Source organism: Pontibacter russatus, assembly GCF_009931655.1.
Taxonomy (GTDB): Bacteria; Bacteroidota; Bacteroidia; order Cytophagales; family Hymenobacteraceae; genus Pontibacter; species Pontibacter russatus.
This window is the reverse complement of record NZ_CP047984.1, coordinates 4,229,326-4,251,446: the sequence shown is the minus strand read 5'-3', so window position 1 is coordinate 4,251,446 and position 22,121 is coordinate 4,229,326. Positions and strand designations below refer to the sequence as shown.

The 22,121-nt window shown below is 55.6% G+C and carries 14 protein-coding genes, 3 tRNA genes and 1 pseudogene; 12 read left to right on the top strand and 6 right to left on the bottom strand.

Annotated features, from left to right (window positions below; all coding sequences use genetic code 11):
* Positions 1 to 8: 8 nt before the first annotated feature.
* Complete coding sequence (tamL, locus tag GSQ62_RS17640; protein ID WP_237586761.1) at positions 9 to 2,384, top strand: translocation and assembly module lipoprotein TamL; 2,376 nt, start codon at positions 9 to 11, stop codon at positions 2,382 to 2,384.
* 153 nt (positions 2,385 to 2,537) lie between these two features.
* Here tamL and miaA read toward each other — a convergent pair whose 3' ends face one another.
* Positions 2,538 to 3,461, bottom strand: a complete 924-nt coding sequence (gene miaA, locus GSQ62_RS17635) for a tRNA (adenosine(37)-N6)-dimethylallyltransferase MiaA (protein WP_161890733.1) — start codon at positions 3,459 to 3,461, stop codon at positions 2,538 to 2,540.
* A gap of 533 nt (positions 3,462 to 3,994) precedes the next feature.
* On the opposite strand from miaA, the gene GSQ62_RS17630 reads away from it, so the two are divergent.
* Genes GSQ62_RS17630 through GSQ62_RS17610 form a run of 5 tightly spaced genes read left to right on the top strand, consistent with a single transcriptional unit; the run spans position 3,995 to position 12,246 of the window.
* Positions 3,995 to 9,229 carry a PAS domain S-box protein gene (locus GSQ62_RS17630; protein ID WP_237586760.1) on the top strand — a complete coding sequence of 1,745 codons (5,235 nt, stop codon included), beginning with the start codon at positions 3,995 to 3,997 and terminating at the stop codon, positions 9,227 to 9,229.
* Between the two features lie 3 nt (positions 9,230 to 9,232).
* On the top strand, positions 9,233 to 9,610 hold the full coding sequence (locus GSQ62_RS17625; protein WP_161890731.1) for a response regulator: 378 nt from the start codon (positions 9,233 to 9,235) through the stop codon (positions 9,608 to 9,610).
* 30 nt (positions 9,611 to 9,640) lie between these two features.
* Complete coding sequence (locus tag GSQ62_RS17620) at positions 9,641 to 9,916, top strand: hypothetical protein (RefSeq protein WP_161890730.1); 276 nt, start codon at positions 9,641 to 9,643, stop codon at positions 9,914 to 9,916.
* On the top strand, positions 9,913 to 10,674 hold the full coding sequence (locus tag GSQ62_RS17615) for an MBL fold metallo-hydrolase (RefSeq protein ID WP_161890729.1): 762 nt from the start codon (positions 9,913 to 9,915) through the stop codon (positions 10,672 to 10,674). The genes GSQ62_RS17620 and GSQ62_RS17615 overlap by 4 nt, the downstream gene beginning before the upstream one ends.
* Complete coding sequence (locus GSQ62_RS17610) at positions 10,675 to 12,246, top strand: NFACT RNA binding domain-containing protein (RefSeq protein ID WP_161890728.1); 1,572 nt, start codon at positions 10,675 to 10,677, stop codon at positions 12,244 to 12,246. It begins immediately after the preceding gene.
* A 125-nt stretch (positions 12,247 to 12,371) separates the two neighbouring features.
* Here GSQ62_RS17610 and GSQ62_RS17605 read toward each other — a convergent pair.
* Positions 12,372 to 12,453: transfer RNA gene (locus GSQ62_RS17605), tRNA-Leu, on the bottom strand.
* Positions 12,454 to 12,753: 300 nt separating this feature from the next.
* Here GSQ62_RS17605 and GSQ62_RS17600 point away from each other — a divergent pair.
* Together GSQ62_RS17600 and GSQ62_RS17595 are read left to right on the top strand one after the other, a co-directional pair.
* Positions 12,754 to 13,512, top strand: a complete 759-nt coding sequence (locus GSQ62_RS17600; RefSeq protein WP_161890727.1) for an ABC transporter ATP-binding protein — start codon at positions 12,754 to 12,756, stop codon at positions 13,510 to 13,512.
* Positions 13,513 to 13,594: 82 nt separating this feature from the next.
* Positions 13,595 to 14,959 (top strand): hypothetical protein, encoded by a 1,365-nt coding sequence (locus GSQ62_RS17595; RefSeq protein WP_161890726.1) that lies wholly within the window; start codon positions 13,595 to 13,597, stop codon positions 14,957 to 14,959.
* Between the two features lie 127 nt (positions 14,960 to 15,086).
* Here GSQ62_RS17595 and GSQ62_RS17590 read toward each other — a convergent pair.
* Together GSQ62_RS17590 and GSQ62_RS17585 are read right to left on the bottom strand one after the other, a co-directional pair.
* A tRNA-Lys gene (locus GSQ62_RS17590) sits at positions 15,087 to 15,162 on the bottom strand.
* Between the two features lie 141 nt (positions 15,163 to 15,303).
* Positions 15,304 to 15,379 (bottom strand) — tRNA-Lys (locus GSQ62_RS17585).
* 70 nt (positions 15,380 to 15,449) lie between these two features.
* Between GSQ62_RS17585 and GSQ62_RS17580 the strand changes: the two genes are divergently transcribed.
* A complete protein-coding gene (locus GSQ62_RS17580; RefSeq protein WP_161890725.1) occupies positions 15,450 to 16,187 on the top strand; it encodes an SH3 domain-containing protein in 738 nt (245 codons plus the stop codon).
* 72 nt (positions 16,188 to 16,259) lie between these two features.
* Here GSQ62_RS17580 and GSQ62_RS17575 read toward each other — a convergent pair whose 3' ends face one another.
* On the bottom strand, positions 16,260 to 17,066 hold the full coding sequence (locus tag GSQ62_RS17575) for an SDR family oxidoreductase (protein ID WP_161890724.1): 807 nt from the start codon (positions 17,064 to 17,066) through the stop codon (positions 16,260 to 16,262).
* Between the two features lie 204 nt (positions 17,067 to 17,270).
* Between GSQ62_RS17575 and rlmD the strand changes: the two genes are divergently transcribed.
* The 3 genes from rlmD to GSQ62_RS17560 all read left to right on the top strand — a co-directional run bounded on the left by rlmD (position 17,271) and on the right by GSQ62_RS17560 (position 20,407).
* A complete protein-coding gene (gene rlmD, locus GSQ62_RS17570) occupies positions 17,271 to 18,683 on the top strand; it encodes a 23S rRNA (uracil(1939)-C(5))-methyltransferase RlmD (protein WP_262886634.1) in 1,413 nt (470 codons plus the stop codon).
* A gap of 144 nt (positions 18,684 to 18,827) precedes the next feature.
* A complete protein-coding gene (locus tag GSQ62_RS17565) occupies positions 18,828 to 19,196 on the top strand; it encodes a hypothetical protein (protein ID WP_161890723.1) in 369 nt (122 codons plus the stop codon).
* Positions 19,197 to 19,471: 275 nt separating this feature from the next.
* Positions 19,472 to 20,407: a glycoside hydrolase family 43 protein gene (locus GSQ62_RS17560; protein ID WP_161890722.1), complete on the top strand. Its 936-nt coding sequence runs from the start codon at positions 19,472 to 19,474 to the stop codon at positions 20,405 to 20,407.
* A 152-nt stretch (positions 20,408 to 20,559) separates the two neighbouring features.
* Here the strand turns inward: GSQ62_RS17560 and GSQ62_RS17555 are convergent.
* Positions 20,560 to 21,782, bottom strand: a pseudogene (locus tag GSQ62_RS17555) (IS256 family transposase).
* Positions 21,783 to 22,121 lie beyond the last annotated feature (339 nt).

Here is a 22,121-nt window from a genome sequence, read left to right as displayed (position 1 = left end):
CAAAAACTTTGACAAGATTTAGATGCATATATGCATTGCCACTGCTGCTACTCCTCACGCTCTCCTCCGCTTGCAGCGTCACGAAGGTGGTGCCCGAGGGCGAGGCCCTTTTCTGGGAGTATGAAGTGGCGGTAGAGGGCGAGAACGACAGCAGCAAGCGCTCCAAAGAAATGCAGGCAGAGCTAAGCGCCGCGGTGCGGCCCCAGCCCAACGCCTCTGTGCTGGGCCTTCGCCCCAAGCTGGCCATATATAACGCGTTCCATACCGAGAAGGAAAAAGGCCTGAAGCACTGGATAATGACCAAACTCGGGGAGCCGCCCGTCCTGGTCTCGGAGCTGGACACCGGAAGCGTGAGCCAGGTGATGAGCAACCGCCTGCATAACAGGGGCTATTTCAATAACACGGTAAGCAGCACCACCACCTCTAAAAATAAGAAGGCCTCCGTTAGCTGGACCGCCCGGATAGGCGAGCCCTACCGCTACAACAAAATAGAATACACCCTGCAGGACTCACTGCCTGTGCTCCGCGACATTGAGCGGACCCGGACCGAGTCGCTGCTGCAGACAGGGGAGCCGTACGACCTTTCGGTTATGTCGGCGGAGCGTGTGCGGATAGACGGCATTCTCAAAAATGAGGGATATTATTTCTTTAGCCCCGAGCAGCTCATTTACAGCGCCGACACCACCAACGGCGATCGGCAGGTGGATGTGGTGCTGCGCGTGAAAAGCACGGCTCCGCATCAGGCGCTGCAGCCGTTCACCATTGACGACGTCTATATATTCGCCAATTACTCCGTGGGCGACAGCCTGGCCGTAAACGATACGATTGACTACAAGGGCTATCACTATATCCCGAACGAGAACTACGTGAAGGCAAAGCACCTGCTGCGCGGGGTCTTTCTGGAAAAGGACAGCCTCTATACCCGCGAAGAGCACCTGCTCACCACCAAGCGCCTCTCGGCATTCTCTGCCTACAAATTCGTGAACATCGAATACAAGGTAGACACTGTGAACAATAACGCGCTGGATGCCTTTATATACCTGACACCGGCCCTGAAGAAGTCGCTGCGTGCCGAGGCGCAGATGGTGAACAAATCCAACGGCTTTGCCGGTCCGGGCCTAAACATCGCGTTCCGGAACAGGAATGCCTTCAAGGGCTCCGAGCTGCTCACGATAGAAGGCTCCGCGTCCATTGAGTCTTATGTGGGAGGGGGCCAGAGCACCGCAGAAACGGCCCAGCCCCAGATTGATTCAAAAAGCCAGAACCTGACCTCCTATGAGCTCAGCGTCCAGGCATCGCTCGCCATCCCGCGCATCGTCTCCCCCTTCCGGCTGCGCAACCTCCGCACGGAGTTCGCCCCGCAGACCCGCATCGGAGCCGGCTTCAGCCTCCTGAACCGGGTGGGCTTCTTCCGGATGAACTCCTACAGCGCCACCTACGGCTACAACTGGCGCCCTACCCAGACGCTAACACTGGACGTGACGCCCATCAACCTACAGTATGTGCGCCTGGCGGATACCACAGGGGTGTTCGGCGATTACCTGGAAGAAAGGCCCTACCTGCGCCGCAGCTTCGATAACCAGTTCATCATCGGCTCCATCTACCAGCTCACGTACAGCGACCAGGTATATGAGGACCGCACAAGCCAGTTTTTCGACAAAGTGACCCTCGACCTGTCCGGCAACCTCCTGAATGGCATTCAGTCTGTCACCGGCTTCCCTCCCCCCACCGACGAGGAGCCCCGGCAAATTATCGGCAGCCGGTTCTCGCAGTACGCCCTTCTCGACAATGACTTCCGCTATTACCTGAACCTGGGGGAGGAAAGCCAGTTGGTGACGCGGCTGGTGACCGGCGTCGGTTTTGCCTACGGCAACTCCACTACCCTGCCCTATGTAAAGCAGTTCGCGGTAGGCGGGCCCAACAGCATACGCGCCTTCAGGGCCCGCAGCGTGGGGCCGGGAACGTACGACTTCAAGAAAGACAGGTCTGAAACGGACGCGCTCTCCTATTTCGACCAGGTCGGCGATATCAGGCTGGTGAGCAACGTGGAGTACCGCTTCCCGATTTTCGGGTTCTTCAAGGGGGCTGTGTTTGTGGACGCGGGTAATATATGGACGCTTCGGGAGGAACTTGACGCAGCCGGGAATCCGCTGCGCGAGGGGGCCGTGTTCGACCCAAAAAACGTATTGAACGAGCTGGCGGTGGGCACCGGGTTTGGCCTGCGCGTGGATGTGGAGTTCTTCGTCATACGCCTCGACCTGGGCATTCCGGTGCGGAACCCGTCTCTTCCAGAAGGGGATAGGTTCGTGCTGGGCGACTTCAACGGAACTTTCAGAGGCGAGAACAGCATGGTGCTCAACATCGCCGTAGGCTATCCTTTTTAATTTTGAATGAGCGATTAAGTGGATGAGTGAATGATTTTGGTGAATGGCATATATACTGACCGCATCTTGCTGCATATATGGCCCATTCACTTAATCAGAAGTCATTTATTCAAAATTAAACATTCATTCATCCACTTAATCGCTCATTCAAAATTAGAACTCACTCCTTCGCTCATCTATATAGCCCACTATCTCCTGCCACTGCTGCGGGTGGAACCAGGTATATTCCCCGGGGTTTTTGTTGAACCACGTGAGCTGGCGCTTGGCGTAGCGGCGGCTGTTGCGCTTCAGCAGGCGCACCGTCTCTGCCCAGTCGTACGCCCCTTCCATATAGCCGAAAATCTCTTTGTAGCCAACCGTCTGCAGCGCGTTGTGCGTGCGGTAAGGGTACAACGCCCTGGCCTCCTCCAGCAGCCCCTGTTGCAGCATCAGGTCCAGGCGCTGGTCGATGCGCTGGTAGAGTTCGCTGCGGTCGCGTGTCAGGCCCAGTTTGGTGATATGGAAAGGGCGCTCCCGCCGCTCGCTCTTCCGGAACGATGAGTAGGGCATGCCGCCGGACAGGCTCACCTCCACCGCCCGGATCACGCGCTGCGGATTGGCCCGGTCTACCTGGGCAAAATATAGCGGGTCGAGTTGCCGTAGCTTGTCCAGCAGCGGTTGCAGCCCCTCCTCCTCGTACTGCAGCGTGAGGCTTTCGCGCAGCGCCGTGTCCGCCTCCGGCATCGCATCCATGCCCTCGCACACGGCGCGTATGTATAAACCGGAGCCTCCTGTCAGCACCACCACATCCTTCTCCTCGAAGAGTTTTTGCAGCAGCGCCAGCACATCCTGCTCATATGCCCCTGCATTGTATTCTTCTGTAATGCTGTGCGAGTTGATGAAGTAGTGCGGCACGCCCCGCTGCTCCTGCTCGGTCGGCTTGGCCGTCCCGATGGTCATTTCCCTGTAAAGCTGCCGCGAGTCGGCGGAGAGGATGGCGGTGCTGTAATGCTTCGCCAGTTGCACGCTCAGTTCTGTTTTGCCCACGGCCGTTGGCCCTGCCACCACCACCAGGTGTTTCTGCTTGTTTGTCGCCATCGTTTTTCTGCTGCTCCCCGGGTTGCGGCTGTCCTTCTGGTATATATAAACTCAAGCTGCGCAATCCGCCGGCACGTACCTGATTTCTTACTGCTGATTCTGCCCCATATATGGCCCTGCGGCTTATTTATAGCTGACAGCGTCAAACCTATTTTGGTTTCCCCGGCCTATTCAACGGTATCCATACAGGCAGCGCAGCAGGCCATTGCCTCAGAAGCGCAGCACCGGAAAACGGTAAAGTTTCATTCCTGTACGTATATATAAACCTGCTTGCAGAAAGCTCCGAAGCCGTGCAGCCCGCCGTCCAATGCAACTGCCTAAAGGGGCAAAGCAGCCCTGCATCAGGTTTAGCCAATAAAATAATGGCATAGTACAGGCATCTGGGCAGGCAGCAGGTTTATATGGTGCAAGGATAGCCGGAGAGATTTTTATTTGCTAATTTAATGCTAAATTTATAAACTGAGAACAGAAGCCGTTGCCGCTGTACAGCAGTGCAGCATAGTTCACATAGCTTTCATATTACGATGCCTTTTATGCCCCTCCGGGAAACAAACGCCCCGCTTACCCATCACGCCGATGCCCTGCTGCAGGTGCTGGCACAACTCTCCAGGCCACTCCACGGTGTGGCTATCGCGCACCCCGGCGGCAGGCTGCTGGCAACCAATGCCCAGCTAGCCAGTTTCGGGGGCGCCCCACGGCAGATTCCAGGCACTGCCCAGGAGTTGTTACACTTATCGGAGGCGGAGTTTGCAGCCTTGGCAGACACCCTGCACCAGCGGCGCTTTGTTACGGGAGAGCTGCAGCCTGATGCGGCAGCTGCCAAACCCTACGCCTACTGTTGCCGCCTGCTAGATTACCAGGGAGAGGAGTTCATAGCAATAGAGCTGTCGGAGGCGGACAAACCCACCGCGCTTGCGCCGGAGCGGGACGCCAGTTACCACCATGTGTTCGACGGCAGCACCGAGCCCCTCTTCCTGCTCGACAGCGAGGGGTGTTTCCTGGATATAAACCAGAGCGCCCTGCGGCTGGTGGGGCAGCAGAAAGCGGAGCTGGTGGGGCACTCCATCTTCAGGGGCCTCGGCCTGAACCTCTTTGAGCGCGTGTCGCTGAAAAAACAAATAAAAAAGGCCCTTCAGGGGAAAAAACAGAAATTCGAGTGGTGGCTCCACGGAAACGGGCAGGAGGAGGTGGTGCCCGTGGAAATCATCCTTCAGAAAGGCACCTTCTCGGGCCAGGATGTGCTTTATGGCTCCGCCAGGAACCTGAATGAGCTGATCGGGGCAGAGCAGGACGTGCGCTTCCGCAACCACCAACTGGAGTTCATCAACCACCTGATCACCCATATCTCCACCTCTGACCGCCAGCACGAGGTGCTGCAGTTCACGCTGGACGAGCTGCTGAAAAAAAGCGACATGGCCGGCGGCAGCGTATATACCTGCCTGCCTGCCGAAGGCAAAGCCAAGCTTACGTACACGACCGGAGACCCGTTGGAGCAGCACCCGCCGGACGAGCTGTATATGGAACAGGGGCTGTTGGCAAAACTACTCACAGCAGACAGGCCCAAGGCGCTTGGGCAGCTCCAGGAAAAGCTGCAGTCGCTGCTGCGCCGCAAGCTAACCCTGGTGCCGGTCGCAACGGAGGACGAGGTGCTCGCCCTGCTGCTGCTCTGGCAGAACGGGCACAACCACCCCAACCGGTCTTTTCTGGCGCTGCTCGACTTTATCGGCAACACCATCGGCAGCTATATCGTACGGCACCGGCTGCAGTTGCAGCTCAGCCTCTCGGAAGATAAATACAGGCTTTTGTTCGAGTCCTCCTACGATGCCATCCTGCTTCTCAAAGACGGGAAGGTGGTGGAGTGCAACGAGAAAGCCACCGAATTTTTCCGCTGCACCCGCGAAGAGCTTATCGGCCACAGCCCCACCGACTTCTCTCCCGAACTGCAGCCGGATGGTGCCAGCTCCGCCCAGAAGGCGGAGCGGCTGATGCGGGAGGTGCTGGAAACAGGACGCTCCATGACGATTGAGTGGAAGAACCGCCGGAAAGACGGTTCCCTTTTCGATGTAGAACTCAACATAAACCGGCTCAACATTGACGGCGAGCCCTATATACAGGTATTCAAGCGGGATATCACGCAGCGCAAGCAGGCCCAGCTGGCGAAACGGCAGAAAGAGGTGCTCCGCGAGTCGGTTCATCAGTTCCGGAACTTCCTGGACAAGGTAAACCTCATCTATTACAGCCTCGACACGCAGGGCACTATCACGCACTCCAACAACTATTTTCTGAAGTACATGGAGTACTCGCGCGAGGAACTTATCGGGCAGAACTATTTCGAGCTGCTGGTGCCGGAGCAGGAGCGGGCCCAGCGGCTGCAGGAATTCAGGAAATCCTTCCAGGCGATACACCTCAACACCTACTACGAGCGCAACGTCGTCACAAAAACAGGCCAGCTGAAGACCCTGCGCTGGAACGCAATGTTTGACTACGATGCCGCAGGGGAGATAACGGGCATTACCAGCGTGGGCAAGGACATGACGGACAAGCGCATCGCGATGGAAGCGCTGAAGGACAACAAAATCCGCCTGCAGGACCTGTTCGACAATGCCCACGACCTGATCCAGAACATCTCTGTGGACAACAAGTTCATCTTCGTGAACAAGGCCTGGAAAGACCGCCTCGGCTATACCGACCAGGACATTGAGACGCTTACGCTGAACGACATCGTACACCCTTACTACAAGGCTAAGCTCATCTACCAGCTGCGCAACCTGTACAAGGGCGAGAACGTGAACAAGATAGAGACGGTGTTCCTGACCAAGTCCGGAAAGCCGGTCCACCTCATCGGCAGCATCATCTGCAGCTGGCAGGACGGGCAGCCCGTGGCCACGCGCGCCATCCTGCACGACATCACCGACCGCATCAAGGCGGAGCGGCTTCAGAAGGTGTACTACAGCATCGCCAACCTGGCCATCAGCAGCAAAGACCTCAACTCGCTCTACTCCGCCATACACCGGGAGCTGAGCAAGATCATCGAGACGCGCAACATCTATATAGCGCTGGTGGACGGGGACCGCAAGTTCCTGAATTTCGTTTACCTGGTGGATCAGTTCATCGACAAGGCCAACAAAACAAACATGCGCCGGCCGTTCTCGGTGGGCCTGTCGGAGTATATCATAGATACGGGAAAGCCGCTGTACATGCAGAAAGAAGCCCTGCTGGAGCTGGCAGAGCGGGAAGGGATCAGCCCATTCGGGGCCGTCCCGGAAGTGATGCTCAGTTCCCCGCTGGCCATCGGCGACCGCATTATAGGCGTGATTACCCTGCAGGACTACCAGAACCCGGATGCCTATGTACACACAGATATCGAGATCCTGCACTTCATATCAAACCAGGTGGCCCTGGCGATTGAGCGGAAGCGGAACGAAGAGCAGATAAACAACCAAAACGCCCGGCTGAACGCCATCTTCGAGAGCGGCACGCACCATATGTGGTCGCTTAACCGCAACTACGAGCTCACCTCCTTTAACCGCAACTTCGCGGCCAGCTTTGAGGAGCGCAGTGGGCAGACGCTGAAGCATTTTATGCGCATTAACGACAGCAACATCGTGGCGATGCACGAGAACTCGTATGCCTTCTGGGAGGATAAATATAAACAGGCCTTCAGCGGGCAGCCGCAGCATTTCGAGATATACCTGGAGCGTAGCGGCATCTGGCGCGAGGTGTACCTAAGCCCTATTTACCTCGAAGACGGCACCTTTGAGGAAGTCTCGGGCATGGCCCTCGACATCACCGACAAGAAGACCTCGCAACTGGAACTGGCGCACAGCGAGGAGAAGTTCCGAAGCATCTTTGAGTCCTTCCAGGATGTGTATTACCGCATCACCATGGACGGCACCCTGAAACTGGTGAGCCCGTCGGTGTCGCAGCTGATCGGGTACAGCGAGGAGGAGGTGCTCGGGCAGAACATAGCCCGTTTCCATACCCAGCCGGAGGTTGTGGAGATGCTGGGCAGGCGGGTGCTGCAGGAGAAAAGCGTGCGCGACATTGAGGTGGAGATGGTGACCAAGAACGGCGCGCACAAAACCGTAATCATCGATTCGCGCCTCGTTTTAGACGAAGAGGGCCAGCCGGTAGCCATGGAGGGAGTGGCACGCGACGTGTCGGAGCTGAAGCGGACGCAGAAAGCCCTGCTGAAAGCCAAGGAAGAGGCCGAAAGCCTGCTGAAGGTGAAAACACAGTTCCTGGCTAACATGAGCCACGAGCTGCGCACCCCCATGAACGGCATTATCGGCATGATCGACCTGCTCAACCAAATCACTACCGACCCCGAGCAGAGCGAGTATATCGACACGCTGCGCAAATCGTCCGACGCCCTGCTGGCCATCCTGAACGACATCCTGGACCTGAGCAAGATACAGGCGGGCAAGCTGGTGCTGAGCGAAGCGGGCGTGGACCTGCACGAGTCGCTGAACAAGATTTACTCGCTGTTCTCGAACAGGGCACAGCAGAAGGATCTGGCCTTTACCTACCATGTTACGCCCCGCACGCCGCGCTATATCTTCACCGACGAGACGCGCCTGCTGCAGGTGCTTTCCAACCTCACCTCCAATGCCATCAAGTTCACGAATGCGGGCAAGGTAAGCATCCATGTGGACGCCGAACGGATCGGAGATGGGGAGGATATACGGCTGCACGTGCGGGTGAAAGACTCCGGCATTGGCATTGCCCCCGAAGACCAGGAGCTGCTCTTCAATGATTTCATGCAACTCGACAACTCATCTACCAAGACATTCGGGGGAACGGGCCTGGGGCTGGCTATCTCGCGGCAACTGACCCACCTGCTGGGCGGCGACATCGGGGTAGAGTCGGAGGGCGGCGCGGGCAGCGTGTTCTGGTTCCATATACGCACGCGCGAGGCCACCGAGGCCGAGATGTCGGAACAGCAGCAGCGGCTGCAGCAGCAGAATGTGGAGATGGAGACCCTGCAGTACCACCCATACGTGCTGCTCGTGGACGACAACCAGATAAACCAGAAAGTGGCACAGAAGCTGCTCGAGCGGCTCGGCTGCACCACCGATATTGCCTCCAATGGCTTTGAAGCCATTGAGCGGGCCACCTCCAATGACTACAACATCATCTTTATGGACATCCAGATGCCCGAAATGGATGGCGTGACGGCAACCAACATCATCAAGGAAAAGCTTGGGGAGAACTGCCCCCCCATCGTGGCCATGACAGCGTACTCGATGAAGGACGATGCCGAAAAGTTTATGAGCCAGGGGCTCGACGACTACGTGTCGAAGCCGGTGAAGAGCCTGGACCTGCACACCATGATCGTGAAGTGGGAGCGGCAGCACTGGCTCAGGCGGGAGCTGCCCGCGGCCGAGCCGGAAGGCGGCGCCCCGGCAGAAGGAGCGTTGCAAACCAGCCCCATCATTGACATGGAGGTAGTGGGCCAGCTCATGCAGATCGGCGGTTCCGAGTTTGTGCTACAGCTTTATGTCGAGTTTGAGGAAGAGGCGGCCCTGTTGCTTGAGGAAGTCAAAAAAGATTTGCAGTCACAACATTACAACTCTATATTGAGTACATTGCATCAGTTGAAAGGGACCGGCTTCACGCTCGGCATCGTTTCAGTGGCAGAGCTTGCCAAGCAACTGGAGCATGATATTAAAGCCGATCATCTGGAACATTTAGATGAGAACTTTTCCAAATTGCAGTATCAGTACGAGAACTACAGGAAATCATATAAAGAAATTATACTCTGTTAACATATGGCTGAAAGCAAAACTATTTTGATCGCGGAGGATAGCTCCGTTATCCTGAACCTGACGAAGAAGATTCTGGAACTCCAGAAATACCGGATACTGACTGCCAAGAACGGCGGAGAGGTGATCAAGCAGGTGGAGAACAACAAGATCGATGCCATCCTGATGGACCTGAACATCCCCGTGAAGAACGGGATGGACTGCACCCGGGAGATCCGAGCGCACGAGAACAAGGAAATTGCCAGCATTCCGATTATCGCGGTGACGGGCAACGCCAACAACTACAGCATGCAGGACTTCAAGGAGGCTGGCATCAACGACTACCTGCCCAAGCCGCTGGACTTCGACGCGCTGGTGCTCACCGTGAAAAAATATACGGCCTGATATATGGAGCCAACCTTTACGCGAAAGTAAATGGAATTAAAGTACACACGGCCATTCTTAAGCAAGCTGGAGGATATTTTTGCGGAGTCTGACTTTGTGCTGCGCTACGAAAAAGGGAATTTTAAAGCCGGGTACTGCCTGCTGAAGGATATGAAAGTGGCGGTGGTGAACAAGTACTACAGCCTGGAGGGCAAGATAAACTGCCTCTACGACATCCTGCGGACGATCGCGGTGGACGAGAGCAGGCTGAGCGACAAGAACCTGCGCCTTTACCTCGAGATTCGCAACCAGGAGAAAACCCCTTGAGAATAACCTTACTAGGCACCGGCACCTCGCAGGGCGTACCCGTTATCGGGTGCACCTGCGAGGTTTGCCGCTCTGTGGACTACCGCGACAAGCGCCTGCGCGTGTCGGTACACCTGCAGGTGGGCGGCAAGAGCATCATCATCGACACCGGCCCCGACTTCCGGCAGCAGGTGCTGCGCGAGCGAATCAGGACGCTGGACGCGCTGGTGTTCACGCACGAGCACAAGGACCACACAGCCGGCCTCGACGACATCCGCGCCTACAACTTCGCGCAGCACAAAGACATGCCGGTATATGCCGAAGAGCGCGTGCTGGGGCAGCTGAAGAAAGAATTCTCCTATATCTTCGCGGACTACAAATACCCCGGCATTCCGAGGGTGCAGCTGCACACCGTCACCAACCAGCCTTTCGAGGTGGAGGGCGTGCCGTTTACGCCCATCCGGGTAATGCACTACAAACTGCCCGTGTTCGGCTACCGCATCGGCGACTTTACCTACATCACCGACGCCAATTATATATCCGAGGAGGAGAAAGAGAAGGTGAAAGGCTCGAAGGTGGTGGTGCTGAACGCGCTGCGCCAGGAACCGCACATCTCCCACTTCTCGCTTCAGGAGGCCATTAACCTGTTGGAGGAACTGCAGCCGGAGCAGGCGTACCTCACACACATCAGCCATCTGCTGGGGCAGCACCGCGAGGTGGAGCCCCAACTCCCGGGCTTTATTCGATTAGGCTACGACGGCCTGCAGCTTGAACTCTAGGTGCATCAGAACTACTACTTTTTAAAGCAACTGACACAGGCGCTGCGCCCCGAACTGCAGGGCATGCGGGCGGTCACGGCCTTCAGCCAAAACAAGGACGAGCTGATTCTGGGCTTTGCATGGGAAAACAGGGAGCTCTACATACGGGCGCTGCTGACGTCTCACTTCTCCTCCCTCTCCTTCCCAACTGGCTTCCGGAGGGCGCGCGCCAACACCGTGGAACTGCTGCAGCCCCTGCGGGGCCAGACGGTGGAGGAAGTGGTGCAGCACCTGAACGAACGCAGCTTTTACCTGAAGTTCACGGGCGGCTATATCCTGCTCTTCAAACTGTTCGGCAACAGATCCAACATCGTTTTATATAGGGATGGCCTTCCAGTGGAACTGTTTCACAACAAGTTCAGTGCAGACGCAGACCTTGCCCCGCTGCAGATGGACCGCCCGCTGGCACAGAATTTTGCCGCTTTCTCCGCCGCCCAGGGAAACCTGCGCAAGCTATACCCCACCTTCGGCGATTTGCCGGCGGCTTACCTGAACGAACGCCACTACAGTCAGCAGCCCCTTGCGCAGCAATGGGAAATGGTGCAGGAAATGCTGGAGCTGCTGGAGGCGCCGGAACAGTATTACATCATCCGGTTCGAAGGGAAGCTGCGCCTGTCTTTGCTCCCAATAGGCGAGGTGCTATATACCTATTCCAGCCCCGTGGAAGCGCTGAACGCCTACACCCGCCTCTACCTGTCTGAGACGGGCTACGAGCGGCAATATGCGCAGGCCAGGCAGCAACTGGAGCGCAGGCGGCACATCACCCAGACGGTGCTGGAGCAGGCGGAGCAAAAGCTGCAGGAATTGCGCTACGACAAATCTTACGCGCAGACGGCCAACGTGCTCATGGCCAACCTGACAAACATCCCGCCCCGCGCCACCGAAGTGGAGCTGTATGATTTTTACACCGACCAGCCCCGCCTATATAAACTCAAGCAAAACGAGACGCCGCAGAAGGCGGCCGAGCGGCTCTACCGCAAAGCCAAAAACCAGCACGTGGAGGTGAAGCAGTTGGAGGAAAAGACGGAGCGGAAACTGGAGGAATTGATTGTGCTGGAGGATGCCCTGCAGGCGCTGGCAGAAGTGCAGGACTACAGGCAGCTTAAAATTTTCCTGCGCGACTACAGCCACCTGCTTGCCACCAGGCAGCAGGAGCAGCAGGAGATTCCCTTCCGGCTGTTTGAGACGGAGGGCTTCCGGATACTGGTGGGCAAAAGCGCGAAGAACAACGACGAGCTGACGCAGCGCCACACCTACAAAGAGGATATATGGCTGCACGCCAAAGATGTCTCCGGCTCACACGTCGTCATCAAACACCAGGCAGGCAAAACCGTGCCCGGCACCGTGCTGGAGAAAGCGGCGCAGCTGGCCGCCTACTACAGCAAGCGCAAAACCGACTCCCTCTGCCCGGTGATATATACCCCCAAGAAATGGGTGCGCAAACCCAAAGGTTCCGCACCCGGCGCCGTGGCAGTAGAAAAGGAGAAAGTGCTGCTGGTGAAACCGGAGAATCCGTTTGAGAAAAACCGCTGACGTATATATGGCAAAACCGTGGTATTTGGTTTCGTATATGCGGCAACTTGGTTATAAGATAGGATATAAAAGCAGAAAGCAGCTCGCGCTGCTTTCTGTGTGATGAGGAAATAAGTTTTTAGAAGTGCGCGCGGGGAGATTCGAACTCCCACACCCGAAGGCACCACCCCCTCAAGATGGCGTGTCTACCAGTTTCACCACGTGCGCAGGTAAAATGTGATGGCAAAAGTAAAGAGCCCTCCTGACATTTGCAACGCCCCTGCCCCGAATTTTGGCTTATTATTCCCTCCTGCAGCGAAATAGTGCCGCTCGCGAACTTTATGGCCCTAACCGTGTTTTAGTCTATAAAGAAAGTTTTCCGTCGGAGTATAGCAACAAGTATAAACATTACAAGAGCCTGCCCCCGCTGTTGTAGGACCATAATGGCTTAATGCTTAATTTTATCCGCAAACAGCCTGGAGCGGCTGGCACCCGGAACATGAGCACTCAATTCGTAGCGTAACCTATATGAGCATAGAAATAAGCGGCTTATCGAAATCATTTGGAAAAAAACATGTACTAAAAGACCTTGATGTAACCATAGGCAGGGGCCAGTGTTATTGCCTGCTGGGCAAGAACGGGGTGGGCAAGAGCACCTTCCTCAATTGCATTCTGGACCTGATACAGCCCGATGCCGGCACTGTCTCCCTTTTCGGCAAGAATTATATGCAGGACGCGCTGGCAGTGAAGCAAAATCTGGGCGCGCTGTGCGAAGACAATCCCCTGATAGACGAGTTCACGGGTCTGGAGTACCTCAATTTCGTCGCGAAGCTGTACCGCCTAGACCCCAAAGAGGCGGCGGAGCGCATCACCAGCCTGACCAACTACTTCTTCACCGACCAGGAAGTACTCTATAAAAACATCGCCGGCTACTCCACAGGCATGAAGAAGAAGGTCGGCATTGCCGCCGCCATCCTGCACAAGCCGCAGGTGCTTATCCTCGACGAGCCCTTCACCGGCCTCGACCCGATCGCTGCCCAGTTGCTGGTCAACCTTATCCGCAGCTACCGCAACGCCAACCGCGTTATCCTCATCTCGTCGCACGACCTGAACTATGTGGAGAAAGTGGCCACCCATATAGGCGTGCTGAACGACAGCCGGCTGATGTACAACGGCTCGGTGCAGGAGTTTACCATGAACGGCAAAAACCTGATAGACCAGGCCCTGTTCCAACTGCTGCTCCCCCACTACACCTCCGGCACCAACATGGACTGGATGCTCAATTAGTTAAGAGTTTAAAGTTAAGAGTTAAAACCTCATTACTACAGGTTCACTCTTAACTCTCAACTCAAACTTTAAACTGAATGAAATGGATTTGATACTTTTCTCCTGCCGTGCGCGCGTAGCAGGTTTTTTCCGCCAGAAGAAGCAGCTGCGGGCCTTGCTGCTCTCTCTCGGCATCGTGCTGGCGGGCGTTTACAGTTACATCTTCACTTACCTGCTGCACCAGGCCCGGATTGGAGACAGCGTGTCCCAAAGCCCGGAGCAGATACTGGAATACGCCAACCTGTTCCTGCTGGCCATCATCATCCTCAAGGGGTTTTTCCCGGCTTATGTGCCGAAGGCCGAAGTCATACAGCGCATATATCCCGTCAGCCCTCTAAAAAAGTTCTGGGCAGAGTTGACGGTGGAACTGGTGTCGCCGTTTTACTTCATCGTGGCAAACTTCCTGCTCCTGCTCTTTCTGATGTCACCTGACTATGCAGTCGGGCACCTGCTGCAGAGTGTGCTGGTGCTGCTGACGGCGCATGTCACCCTCCGGACGCTGCAGGTGTTTGTGGAGCGGAGAATGCGCTGGACGCACAGCTATTTTTACATGGGCGCCGTAATGGCAGCGGCCTTCGTGGCGCTGCAGGTGCGCGTGCCCATGTTCCGGCCCACTTCGTATTGGCTGATGCTGATAGTACACATGGCTGCGCTGGGCTTTTTTATCGCGGCCAATTATCTGCTGGAGCAGGCGGCCGCTGAGCAGCGCCGCAAGGTGGTCAATTACAGCAACAATGCCCGCCGCAGCCTGAGTTGGCGACTCTTCAAGAACCACAGGCTGGCCAAGCAGATGCTGATTTTCGGACTGGTGTTCAAGGCCATCATTCTGGCCCTGGATGCCACCTCTTACCTGCAGAAGGATGTGCACGTGTTTGACGAGATTGTGTCGCTGTGGCTGTTTGTGGGGCCGCTGGTTATATATTCCTACGTGTTCAACAACGTGTGGGGCTTTTACCGCAACCTCTGGCTCACCATCGAGCGCAGCAGCGGCGGCTATATGGACTTCATCAAGGCCAGCCTGATGCCGTTGCGGGTGCCGCTGCTCATGGATGCAGTGCTCACTTTTCTGTACGTCACGTTTTTTAACCACGAGCAAGCCCTGTTCATCGTGCTCATGTACATCGCCTCGGTGCTGCTGCTGACTCCTTTTGGCATCATCGCCTCCATCGTCAGCCCGAAGGCGGTGAAGGGCGGTATCTTCAGCTTCAGCGCCAGGTCTTCGTACCTGTACAATTTTATAACGATTATCCTGTTCGGGATGCTGTTCCTGCCCCTCCTCCACCCACTGCTGTATCTGGTTTACCCGGTGCTGATCGGCGGCGTGCTGTTCGCCCTGGTGGCGGTGCTGCGGGAGTATCCGCAATACAAACACCGACTGTTCGAGACGCTGTATAAGACAGAGGACTGACTACCTGTTCCTGCATGCCATATATAAAAGTCTTGCGGGGCGACCCTTCAGGGGCTCATTCCTGAGAAGCACAAAGCCCTCTCTACTGCAAGTAAAGAGGGCTTTGTGCTTGTACTGTGTGCGTTTTTGGTGATCCCGCTGGGATTCGAACCCAGGACCCATACATTAAAAGTGTATTGCTCTACCAGCTGAGCTACAGAATCAGTACTCATTCCCATTGTTGGGAGTGCAAAAATACGAGCTAAATCCGTATTTTCAAAATTAAACTCGCGCTGCCTTATATATAGGCATGGCAGCCTTAGAACGAAAAAGCCTTCTCGCGCTGAAAAGGCTTTCTTGTTTTTTGGTGATCCCGCTGGGATTCGAACCCAGGACCCATACATTAAAAGTGTATTGCTCTACCAGCTGAGCTACAGAATCTTTTTTATAACTTGCATTTCCGGAGTGATTTCCCTGAATTGCGATGCAAAACTAACAGCTAAGTTTTTAAATGCAAAATCTTTGGTTCAAAATATGCGCCTTTTTAGTCATTATTTCGGCTCTCTTCGCAAAACCGGCTTGTGCTCAGGCAGATAAAACACCCCTCGCCACCGCTGATTCTCTGTTCCTGGCCCAGCACTACACCGAGGCGCTCGCTGCCTACGAGCAGATCCTGAACGGGCAACAGCTTTACTCGCCCCGGATGCTCCTGAAAATGGCCTACATCAAAGAAGGGCAGCACGACTACACAGGCGCCATGTATTACCTCCACCTGTTCTATACGAAAGAACCCAGCCGGTCGGTGCTGCGGAAAATGGAGGAACTGGCGCAGGCCCACCGCCTGCAGGGCTACGAGTACAACGACCTGCAGTTTTTCAAGACGCAGCTCAGCAAGCATTATATGCGTATCCTCGAGCTTATGCTGCTGGCGGCTGTCGTCACGGCCACTGTCATGTTCTTCAGTTGGCGCAAGGGCCACAAGTTCACCAGCACCTTCAAAATCGGTTTTACGCTGTACCTACTGTTTATCTTCTACTATATAAACTTCCTTGATCTGGATGACGCGGGCATCATCCGGAGCAACCAGGTGGCCATTATGTCGGCACCCTCTGCGGGCAGTTCCTGGCTGGCCACCGCCACCGAGGGACACAAAGTGCCCATCCGCGGGGAGCAGGACATCTGGTACGAAATAGAGTGGAGAGGCGAGAAAGCCTATATCCGCAAAAACAATGTGCTGGAGCTTCCTTAGAACGTATTTCGTAGCACGTAGCACGACATATATATTCATTTCGTGCTACGTGATACGAAAAACAAGCAACGATCACTTCAACGGCGAGTCTTTCTCTTTTGCCATCACATTATAGACCAGTTTGTCCGTCAGGCCGGGGAGCCATTTGTTCAGGAATACCGTGAGCTTGCCCTGAAAGGTCATCACCAGGTCGCGCTTGCGTTGCTGCGTCGCTTTCAGTATCCTCTCAGCCACTTCCTCGGCGGTCATCATATTCCCTTCCTCGCGCGGCGACTCGCCCTGCTGCTGCCCGTTGGCAGCCAACGCGGTGTTGCGGATGTTGGAGGCCGTAAAGCCCGGGCAGGCAACCATCACATGTACGCCCTTGTGCAGCAGTTCGGTGCGAAGCGTCTCCAGAAAACCGTGCATGGCAAATTTGGAGGCCGAGTAGCCCGTGCGGGCGGGCAGGCCCCGGTAACCCGCAATGGAGGATATGCCGATGATGGAACCTCTGCGTTCCAGTATATAAGGCAGCGCGAATTTGGTGCTGTACACGGTGCCCCAGAAGTTAATGTCCATCACTTTGCGGATCACATCCAGGTCCACCTCCTCGAACAGCGCGCGCATCGAGATGCCGGCATTGTTGATGAGCACATCCAATCCACCATATCGGTCAATAACCTGCTGCACCATCTGCGCGCACTGCTCCTCCACGCTCACATCCGCCTGAATGGCTAGGTTGTCGATGCCCGCCGCAGCCAACTCCTGCGACGTCTGGGCGAGGCCTTGCGGATTGCGCCCCGAGAAAGCCACCTTCGCCCCTGCCCTGCCAAACGAAATAGCCAGCGCCTTGCCTATGCCCGATGTTCCGCCTGTAATCAGTACTACTTTATCTTTCATAATGCTGAAGCCATATATGCGTGCTGCAAAGTTAATTTAATTGTTGATTGGTGATGGTTGGTTGTTGATTGTTAGGCCATGGTCTGCTTGTGAGGCTGACACTCCTTTCAGAACATTTTCAAATCTCCAAATTCCCTCATCCCATCTGCACATTCAATTGCCCAGCTGCCGTTTCTCCTCAATTTTGACTAATTTTGCACCATCGTGAGAAACAAGCATAAGAAAAAGCAGTTCGAGGTACTCGAGAACGTTAAAATCGAGGAGATGGTGGCCGAGGGGAAATGCCTGGCGCGCCACAACAACATGGTGATTTTCGTGGCTGGGGTGGCCCCCGGCGACGTGGTGGACCTGCGCGTGACACGCAAGAAGAAAAGCTTTCTGAAGGCCCAGCCTGTTGCCTTCCGGGAATATTCTGCGCTGCGCGTGGAGCCTTTCTGCGAGCATTTCGGGGTGTGCGGCGGCTGCAAGTGGCAGCACATCGGCTACGACACGCAGCTGCACTACAAGCAGAAGCAGGTGAAGGACAACCTGGAGCGCATCGGTAAAGTGGCGCTTCCCGCGTTTGACCCGATTCTGGGTTCAGCCAAAACGCGCTATTACCGCAACAAGCTGGAGTTCACGTTCTCGAACAACGGCTGGCTCACGAATGAGCAGATCAAGTCTGCGGAGGAGTTTGACCGCAACGCGCTGGGCTTCCACATACCCGGCCGGTTCGACAAGATACTGGATATCCGGCACTGCTACCTGCAACCCGATCCGTCCAATACCATCCGGCTGGCGGTGCGGGCGTATGCGCGGGAGCACGGGCTGGAGTTCTTTGACGTGGTGAAGCAGCAGGGCTTTCTCCGCAACCTCATCATCCGGACCGCCAACACCGGCGAGCTGATGGTGATTCTGCAGGTGTTCCGCCACGACGAGGAGGCGATAGAAGGCATCATGCGCCACCTGCAGGCTACCTTTCCTGAGATCACGTCGCTACAATATGTGGTCAACTCCAAAGGAAACGAAACCTACCACGACCTGGAGGTGGTGTGCTACCACGGTCTGCCCTATATACACGAGGAGATGGAGGGCATCCGGTTCCGGGTGGGGCCAAAGTCATTTTACCAGACCAACGCCGACCAGGCCTACGAGCTATATAGGCTGGCGAGGGAATTTGCGGGGCTGACGGGAAACGAACTGGTATATGACCTATATACCGGCGCGGGCACCATCGCCAATTTTGTGGCCCGGCAGTGCCGCGAGGTAATCGGCATTGAGTACGTGCCCAGCGCCATCGAGGACGCCAAAATCAACTCCGCCATCAACAACATCACCAACACCACGTTTTATGCCGGGGATATGAAGGACATCCTGTCGGATGAGCTGGTGGCCCGTCACGGCCGCCCCGACGTCGTGATCACCGACCCGCCCCGCGCCGGCATGCACGAAGACGTGGTGGAGAAGCTGTTGCAGGTACACCCGGGGCGCATCGTGTACGTAAGCTGTAACCCAGCCACACAGGCCCGCGACCTGGAGCTGCTCTCCGTAAAATATGATGTGGCCCGCGTGCAGCCCGTGGACATGTTCCCGCAGACGCACCACGTCGAGAATATTGTTTTGCTATCCGCTAAATAGATAAACATATCGCGTAGCACGTATCAGGTAGCAAGGCTTCGTATATAACGTAGTATAGCCGGCCCGGTCTTTTCACGAATAGTTTTTGGAATAGCTTTTTGTCGTGATACCTGCTACGTGCTACATGATACGGTAAAGAATTATATGGAAAACGATCCGGAACTGAACGGCAAGTACCTTGGCACCATCTCCAAAGATTTTGTGGTGGTGGCCGAGACCCTGCGCGAGGCATCGTACCAGGTGCGCAAACGCAAGATTTCTGATTACCCGATCTTCGTGTTCAGCCGCACACAAGTGCCGGTGGGCTCTAACTTTCTGGCGAAGGAGGAAGTCGCGCTGGAGTGGAACATCAACGCCTCTTACCTGGAGGATTTTGTGCAGCGGCAGCTGGTGCTGGAGGAAAAGGTGGATGATTTCAAGGCCGCCTACAAAGACCCCGACGAGTTTTGCTGTCTCTTCGTGGTGGACGAAGATTTCCAGAATTTTGTGTTCATCCCATTCCCCGAGGACTGAATTTTTTAACGGAACGGCACCTGCCATGCAAGCCCTTTCAGGTGCAAAGTTTTAAAAAGGGGTTGCAGCATTGCCTATATATGTTTCCGAAACTGCTTTGTCAGTTGTGCGCCTGATTTATATATGGCCGTTCTATAGATGGCTTATATATGGCTGGCGCGTCCGAAGCCTGTTAGCTCCTCTTTACCCTTTGTTTGGGAGCAACGTTGCCGCCAGCTGCTGGAAACAGTAAATTCATATCATAACACTCCAAGCGTCACCCTAACAGAATCGCCATGAGAAAACTACAGTGCTTTGTCTTTCTTCTCTTATTTTTAGGTTCTTGTGCCGTGGCGCAAAAGCAGGCTGCGCAGGACTTGGTGTACCTGTTCTCCTTCTTCAAAGGAAACGGGGACGGCCTGCACCTGGCCTACAGCACCGACGGCTACAACTGGCAGGCGCTGAAGAACGACTCCATCTTTCTGAAGCCAACCGCTGGCAACGACAAGCTGATGCGCGACCCCTGCATCATCCGGGGCGCAGACGGCAAATTTCATATGGTGTGGACGGTAAGCTGGAACGAGAAAGGCCTGGGTTACGCCAGCTCCGGGGATTTAATCCATTGGTCGGCGCAGCAGTTTATACCCGTGATGGCGCATGAGCCGAACGCCCGCAACACCTGGGCACCGGAAATCACTTATGACCCGAAGAAAAAGGAATATATGATTTACTGGGCCACGACGATTACGGGGCTCTACCCTGAAACGCAGTCGGAGGAGGAGAATGCCTACAACCACCGCATGTACTACGTGACCACCAAAGACTTCAAAAATTTCAGCGACACCAAGCTGCTCTATGAGCCGGGCTTTAACGTCATAGACGCCACTATTGTGAGAGACGGCAACCGCTACGTAATGTTTCTGAAAGACGAGACCCGCGAGCCGGCGGAGAAGAACATCAAAGTTGCCTACAGCAAACATCTCACCGGCCCCTACAGCGCCGCCGGCCCGCCCATCACCGGCGACTACTGGGCGGAAGGCCCCACTACCCTGAAACTCGGGGATAAATGGATCGTCTACTTCGACAAATACATCGACCACAGCATGGGCGCCGTGCAATCCACGGACCTGAAGAACTGGGAGGATATATCAGATAAAATCTCTTTCCCGGAGGGCATGCGGCACGGCACTATTTTTAAGGTAACTAAATCTGAGTTTGAGAAGCTGCAGTAGCTGGTATGGGAGTAAGTAAGTCTTCCTTGGTTCCGAGGTATGCCAGTGGGAGTGTAATTTAAACTGTGTCACTTCACTATTTCAATTTACTGGCCCTTTTGCTGTTACGGCTTTAGCCTAACGGAAAAAGGGCCAAACCTTCGAGGCAAGTTTCACTTCAAGTCCAGCTGCATTCTTTCCCCAAACCAGATAGCGAGCTGCTGGGCCGTCTGGCTCCAGTTGCTTAGCGGCATGCCCCATTTCTTGCTGATGTTCTGGTGGGATAGATAAATCAGCTTCAGCAGGGCCATGTCCGAGGGAAAGCCCCCTTTGTCTTGGTCACCTTCCTGACCTGGCGGTGAAAGCCCTCTATGGCATTGGTGGTATAGATGAGCTTCCGTATCTGCTCGGAGTACTTAAAGTACGTGCTCAGCTTCTCCCAGTTCCGCTGCCAGCTCTCCAGCACCTTGGGGTACTTGCTGCCCCACTTCTCCTCCAACTCCAGCAGCCGTAGCTCGGCCAGCTCAAGGCTCTCTGCCCGGTATACCGGCTTGAGGTCCTTGAGGAACTCCTTCTGGTCTTTGGAGGCCACGTACTTGAGACTGTTGCGGATCTGGTGCACGATGCAGCTCTGCACCTCGGTCTGCGGGAAGACGCTGTTTATCGCCTCGGCAAAGCCCCTGAGGTTGTCGATGCAGGCGATGAGCACGTCCCGCACGCCCCGCTGCTGCAGGTCCGTCAGCACCGAGAGCCAGAAGGTGGCCCCCTCGCTCTCCGAGACGTACACGCCCAGCAGTTCCTTGTGGCCGTGGCGGTCGATGCCCAGGATGTTGTAGACGGCCCTGCTGACAACGCGCCCCCCTTGCCGTACCTTGTAGTGCATGGCGTCGAGCCAGACGATGCAGTAGAGCGCCTCCAGCGGCCTTGCCTGCCACTCCTTGACCTGGGGAACGATCTTCTCGGTGAGGGCCGCCAGGGTGTCGTGGGAGATGTCCATGTCGTACATCTCCTTGAGATGAGCCGAGATATCGCGCAGGCTCATCCCCAGCCCGTACATGCTCAGGATGCGCGGCTCCAGGTTCTCTGCCAGCACCGTCTCCCGCTTTCTGATAATCTGCGGTTCAAAATTAGCGGAGCGGTCACGGGAGCTCTCCACCTCGATGGTCCCGTCCGAGGTGCGGACCCGCTTGCTCACCTTGCCGTTGCGCCGGTTGCCCTTCTCCCGCTCCTCTGAGTCCAGGTAAAGGTCCATCTCCGCCTCCAGGGCGGCCTCGAGAAAGTGTTTCAGAAGAGGGGCCAGTGCTCCGTCCTTGCCGAAGGTGGGTTTGCCGCTCCTGAACTCCTCCAGGAACTGGCGCTTGATCTTCTCCAGATCCAGGCTGGCTTGATTTTCCATTTTATCTGCGTTAAAGGTGTTACTCGATAACCTTTAACACAGGTGCATGTTGCACAACCCACTATTACCTTCTGACTTCTATTCCTACTTCCACGACTACCTCCTGATCGGGCAAAAAAATAGAAGCAAAAAAAGACCGCCTGCTCTGGCCTGGGCAAGGTCACGACGGCTGTACTGACTCTTTCTGGGGGTGAAGTGCAGCAATTTCTGTAGGTTATAAGCCGCGGCAGGCCACCAGCATCCCTTTATGGGCCAGTTCCAGCCCGTGGGTATTGACCGTTCGCATGCCCATGTGGTTTTATAGCGTGCCCAGCACCGGCTCGACAGTGGCCTGCCGCA

Bases quoted from the DNA above. Each gene is read 5' to 3' on its own strand.
- GSQ62_RS17565 (WP_161890723.1), top strand. From the start codon at position 18,828: ATGGAAAACGATCCGGAACTGAACGGCAAGTACCTTGGCACCATCTCC.
- GSQ62_RS17625 (WP_161890731.1), top strand. From the start codon at position 9,233: ATGGCTGAAAGCAAAACTATTTTGATCGCGGAGGATAGCTCCGTTATC.
- GSQ62_RS17575 (WP_161890724.1), bottom strand. From the start codon at position 17,066: ATGAAAGATAAAGTAGTACTGATTACAGGCGGAACATCGGGCATAGGC.
- GSQ62_RS17560 (WP_161890722.1), top strand. From the start codon at position 19,472: ATGAGAAAACTACAGTGCTTTGTCTTTCTTCTCTTATTTTTAGGTTCT.
- GSQ62_RS17600 (WP_161890727.1), top strand. From the start codon at position 12,754: ATGAGCATAGAAATAAGCGGCTTATCGAAATCATTTGGAAAAAAACAT.
- GSQ62_RS17620 (WP_161890730.1), top strand. From the start codon at position 9,641: ATGGAATTAAAGTACACACGGCCATTCTTAAGCAAGCTGGAGGATATT.
- miaA (WP_161890733.1), bottom strand. From the start codon at position 3,461: ATGGCGACAAACAAGCAGAAACACCTGGTGGTGGTGGCAGGGCCAACG.
- GSQ62_RS17580 (WP_161890725.1), top strand. From the start codon at position 15,450: ATGCAAAATCTTTGGTTCAAAATATGCGCCTTTTTAGTCATTATTTCG.
- GSQ62_RS17630 (WP_237586760.1), top strand. From the start codon at position 3,995: ATGCCCCTCCGGGAAACAAACGCCCCGCTTACCCATCACGCCGATGCC.
- GSQ62_RS17595 (WP_161890726.1), top strand. From the start codon at position 13,595: ATGGATTTGATACTTTTCTCCTGCCGTGCGCGCGTAGCAGGTTTTTTC.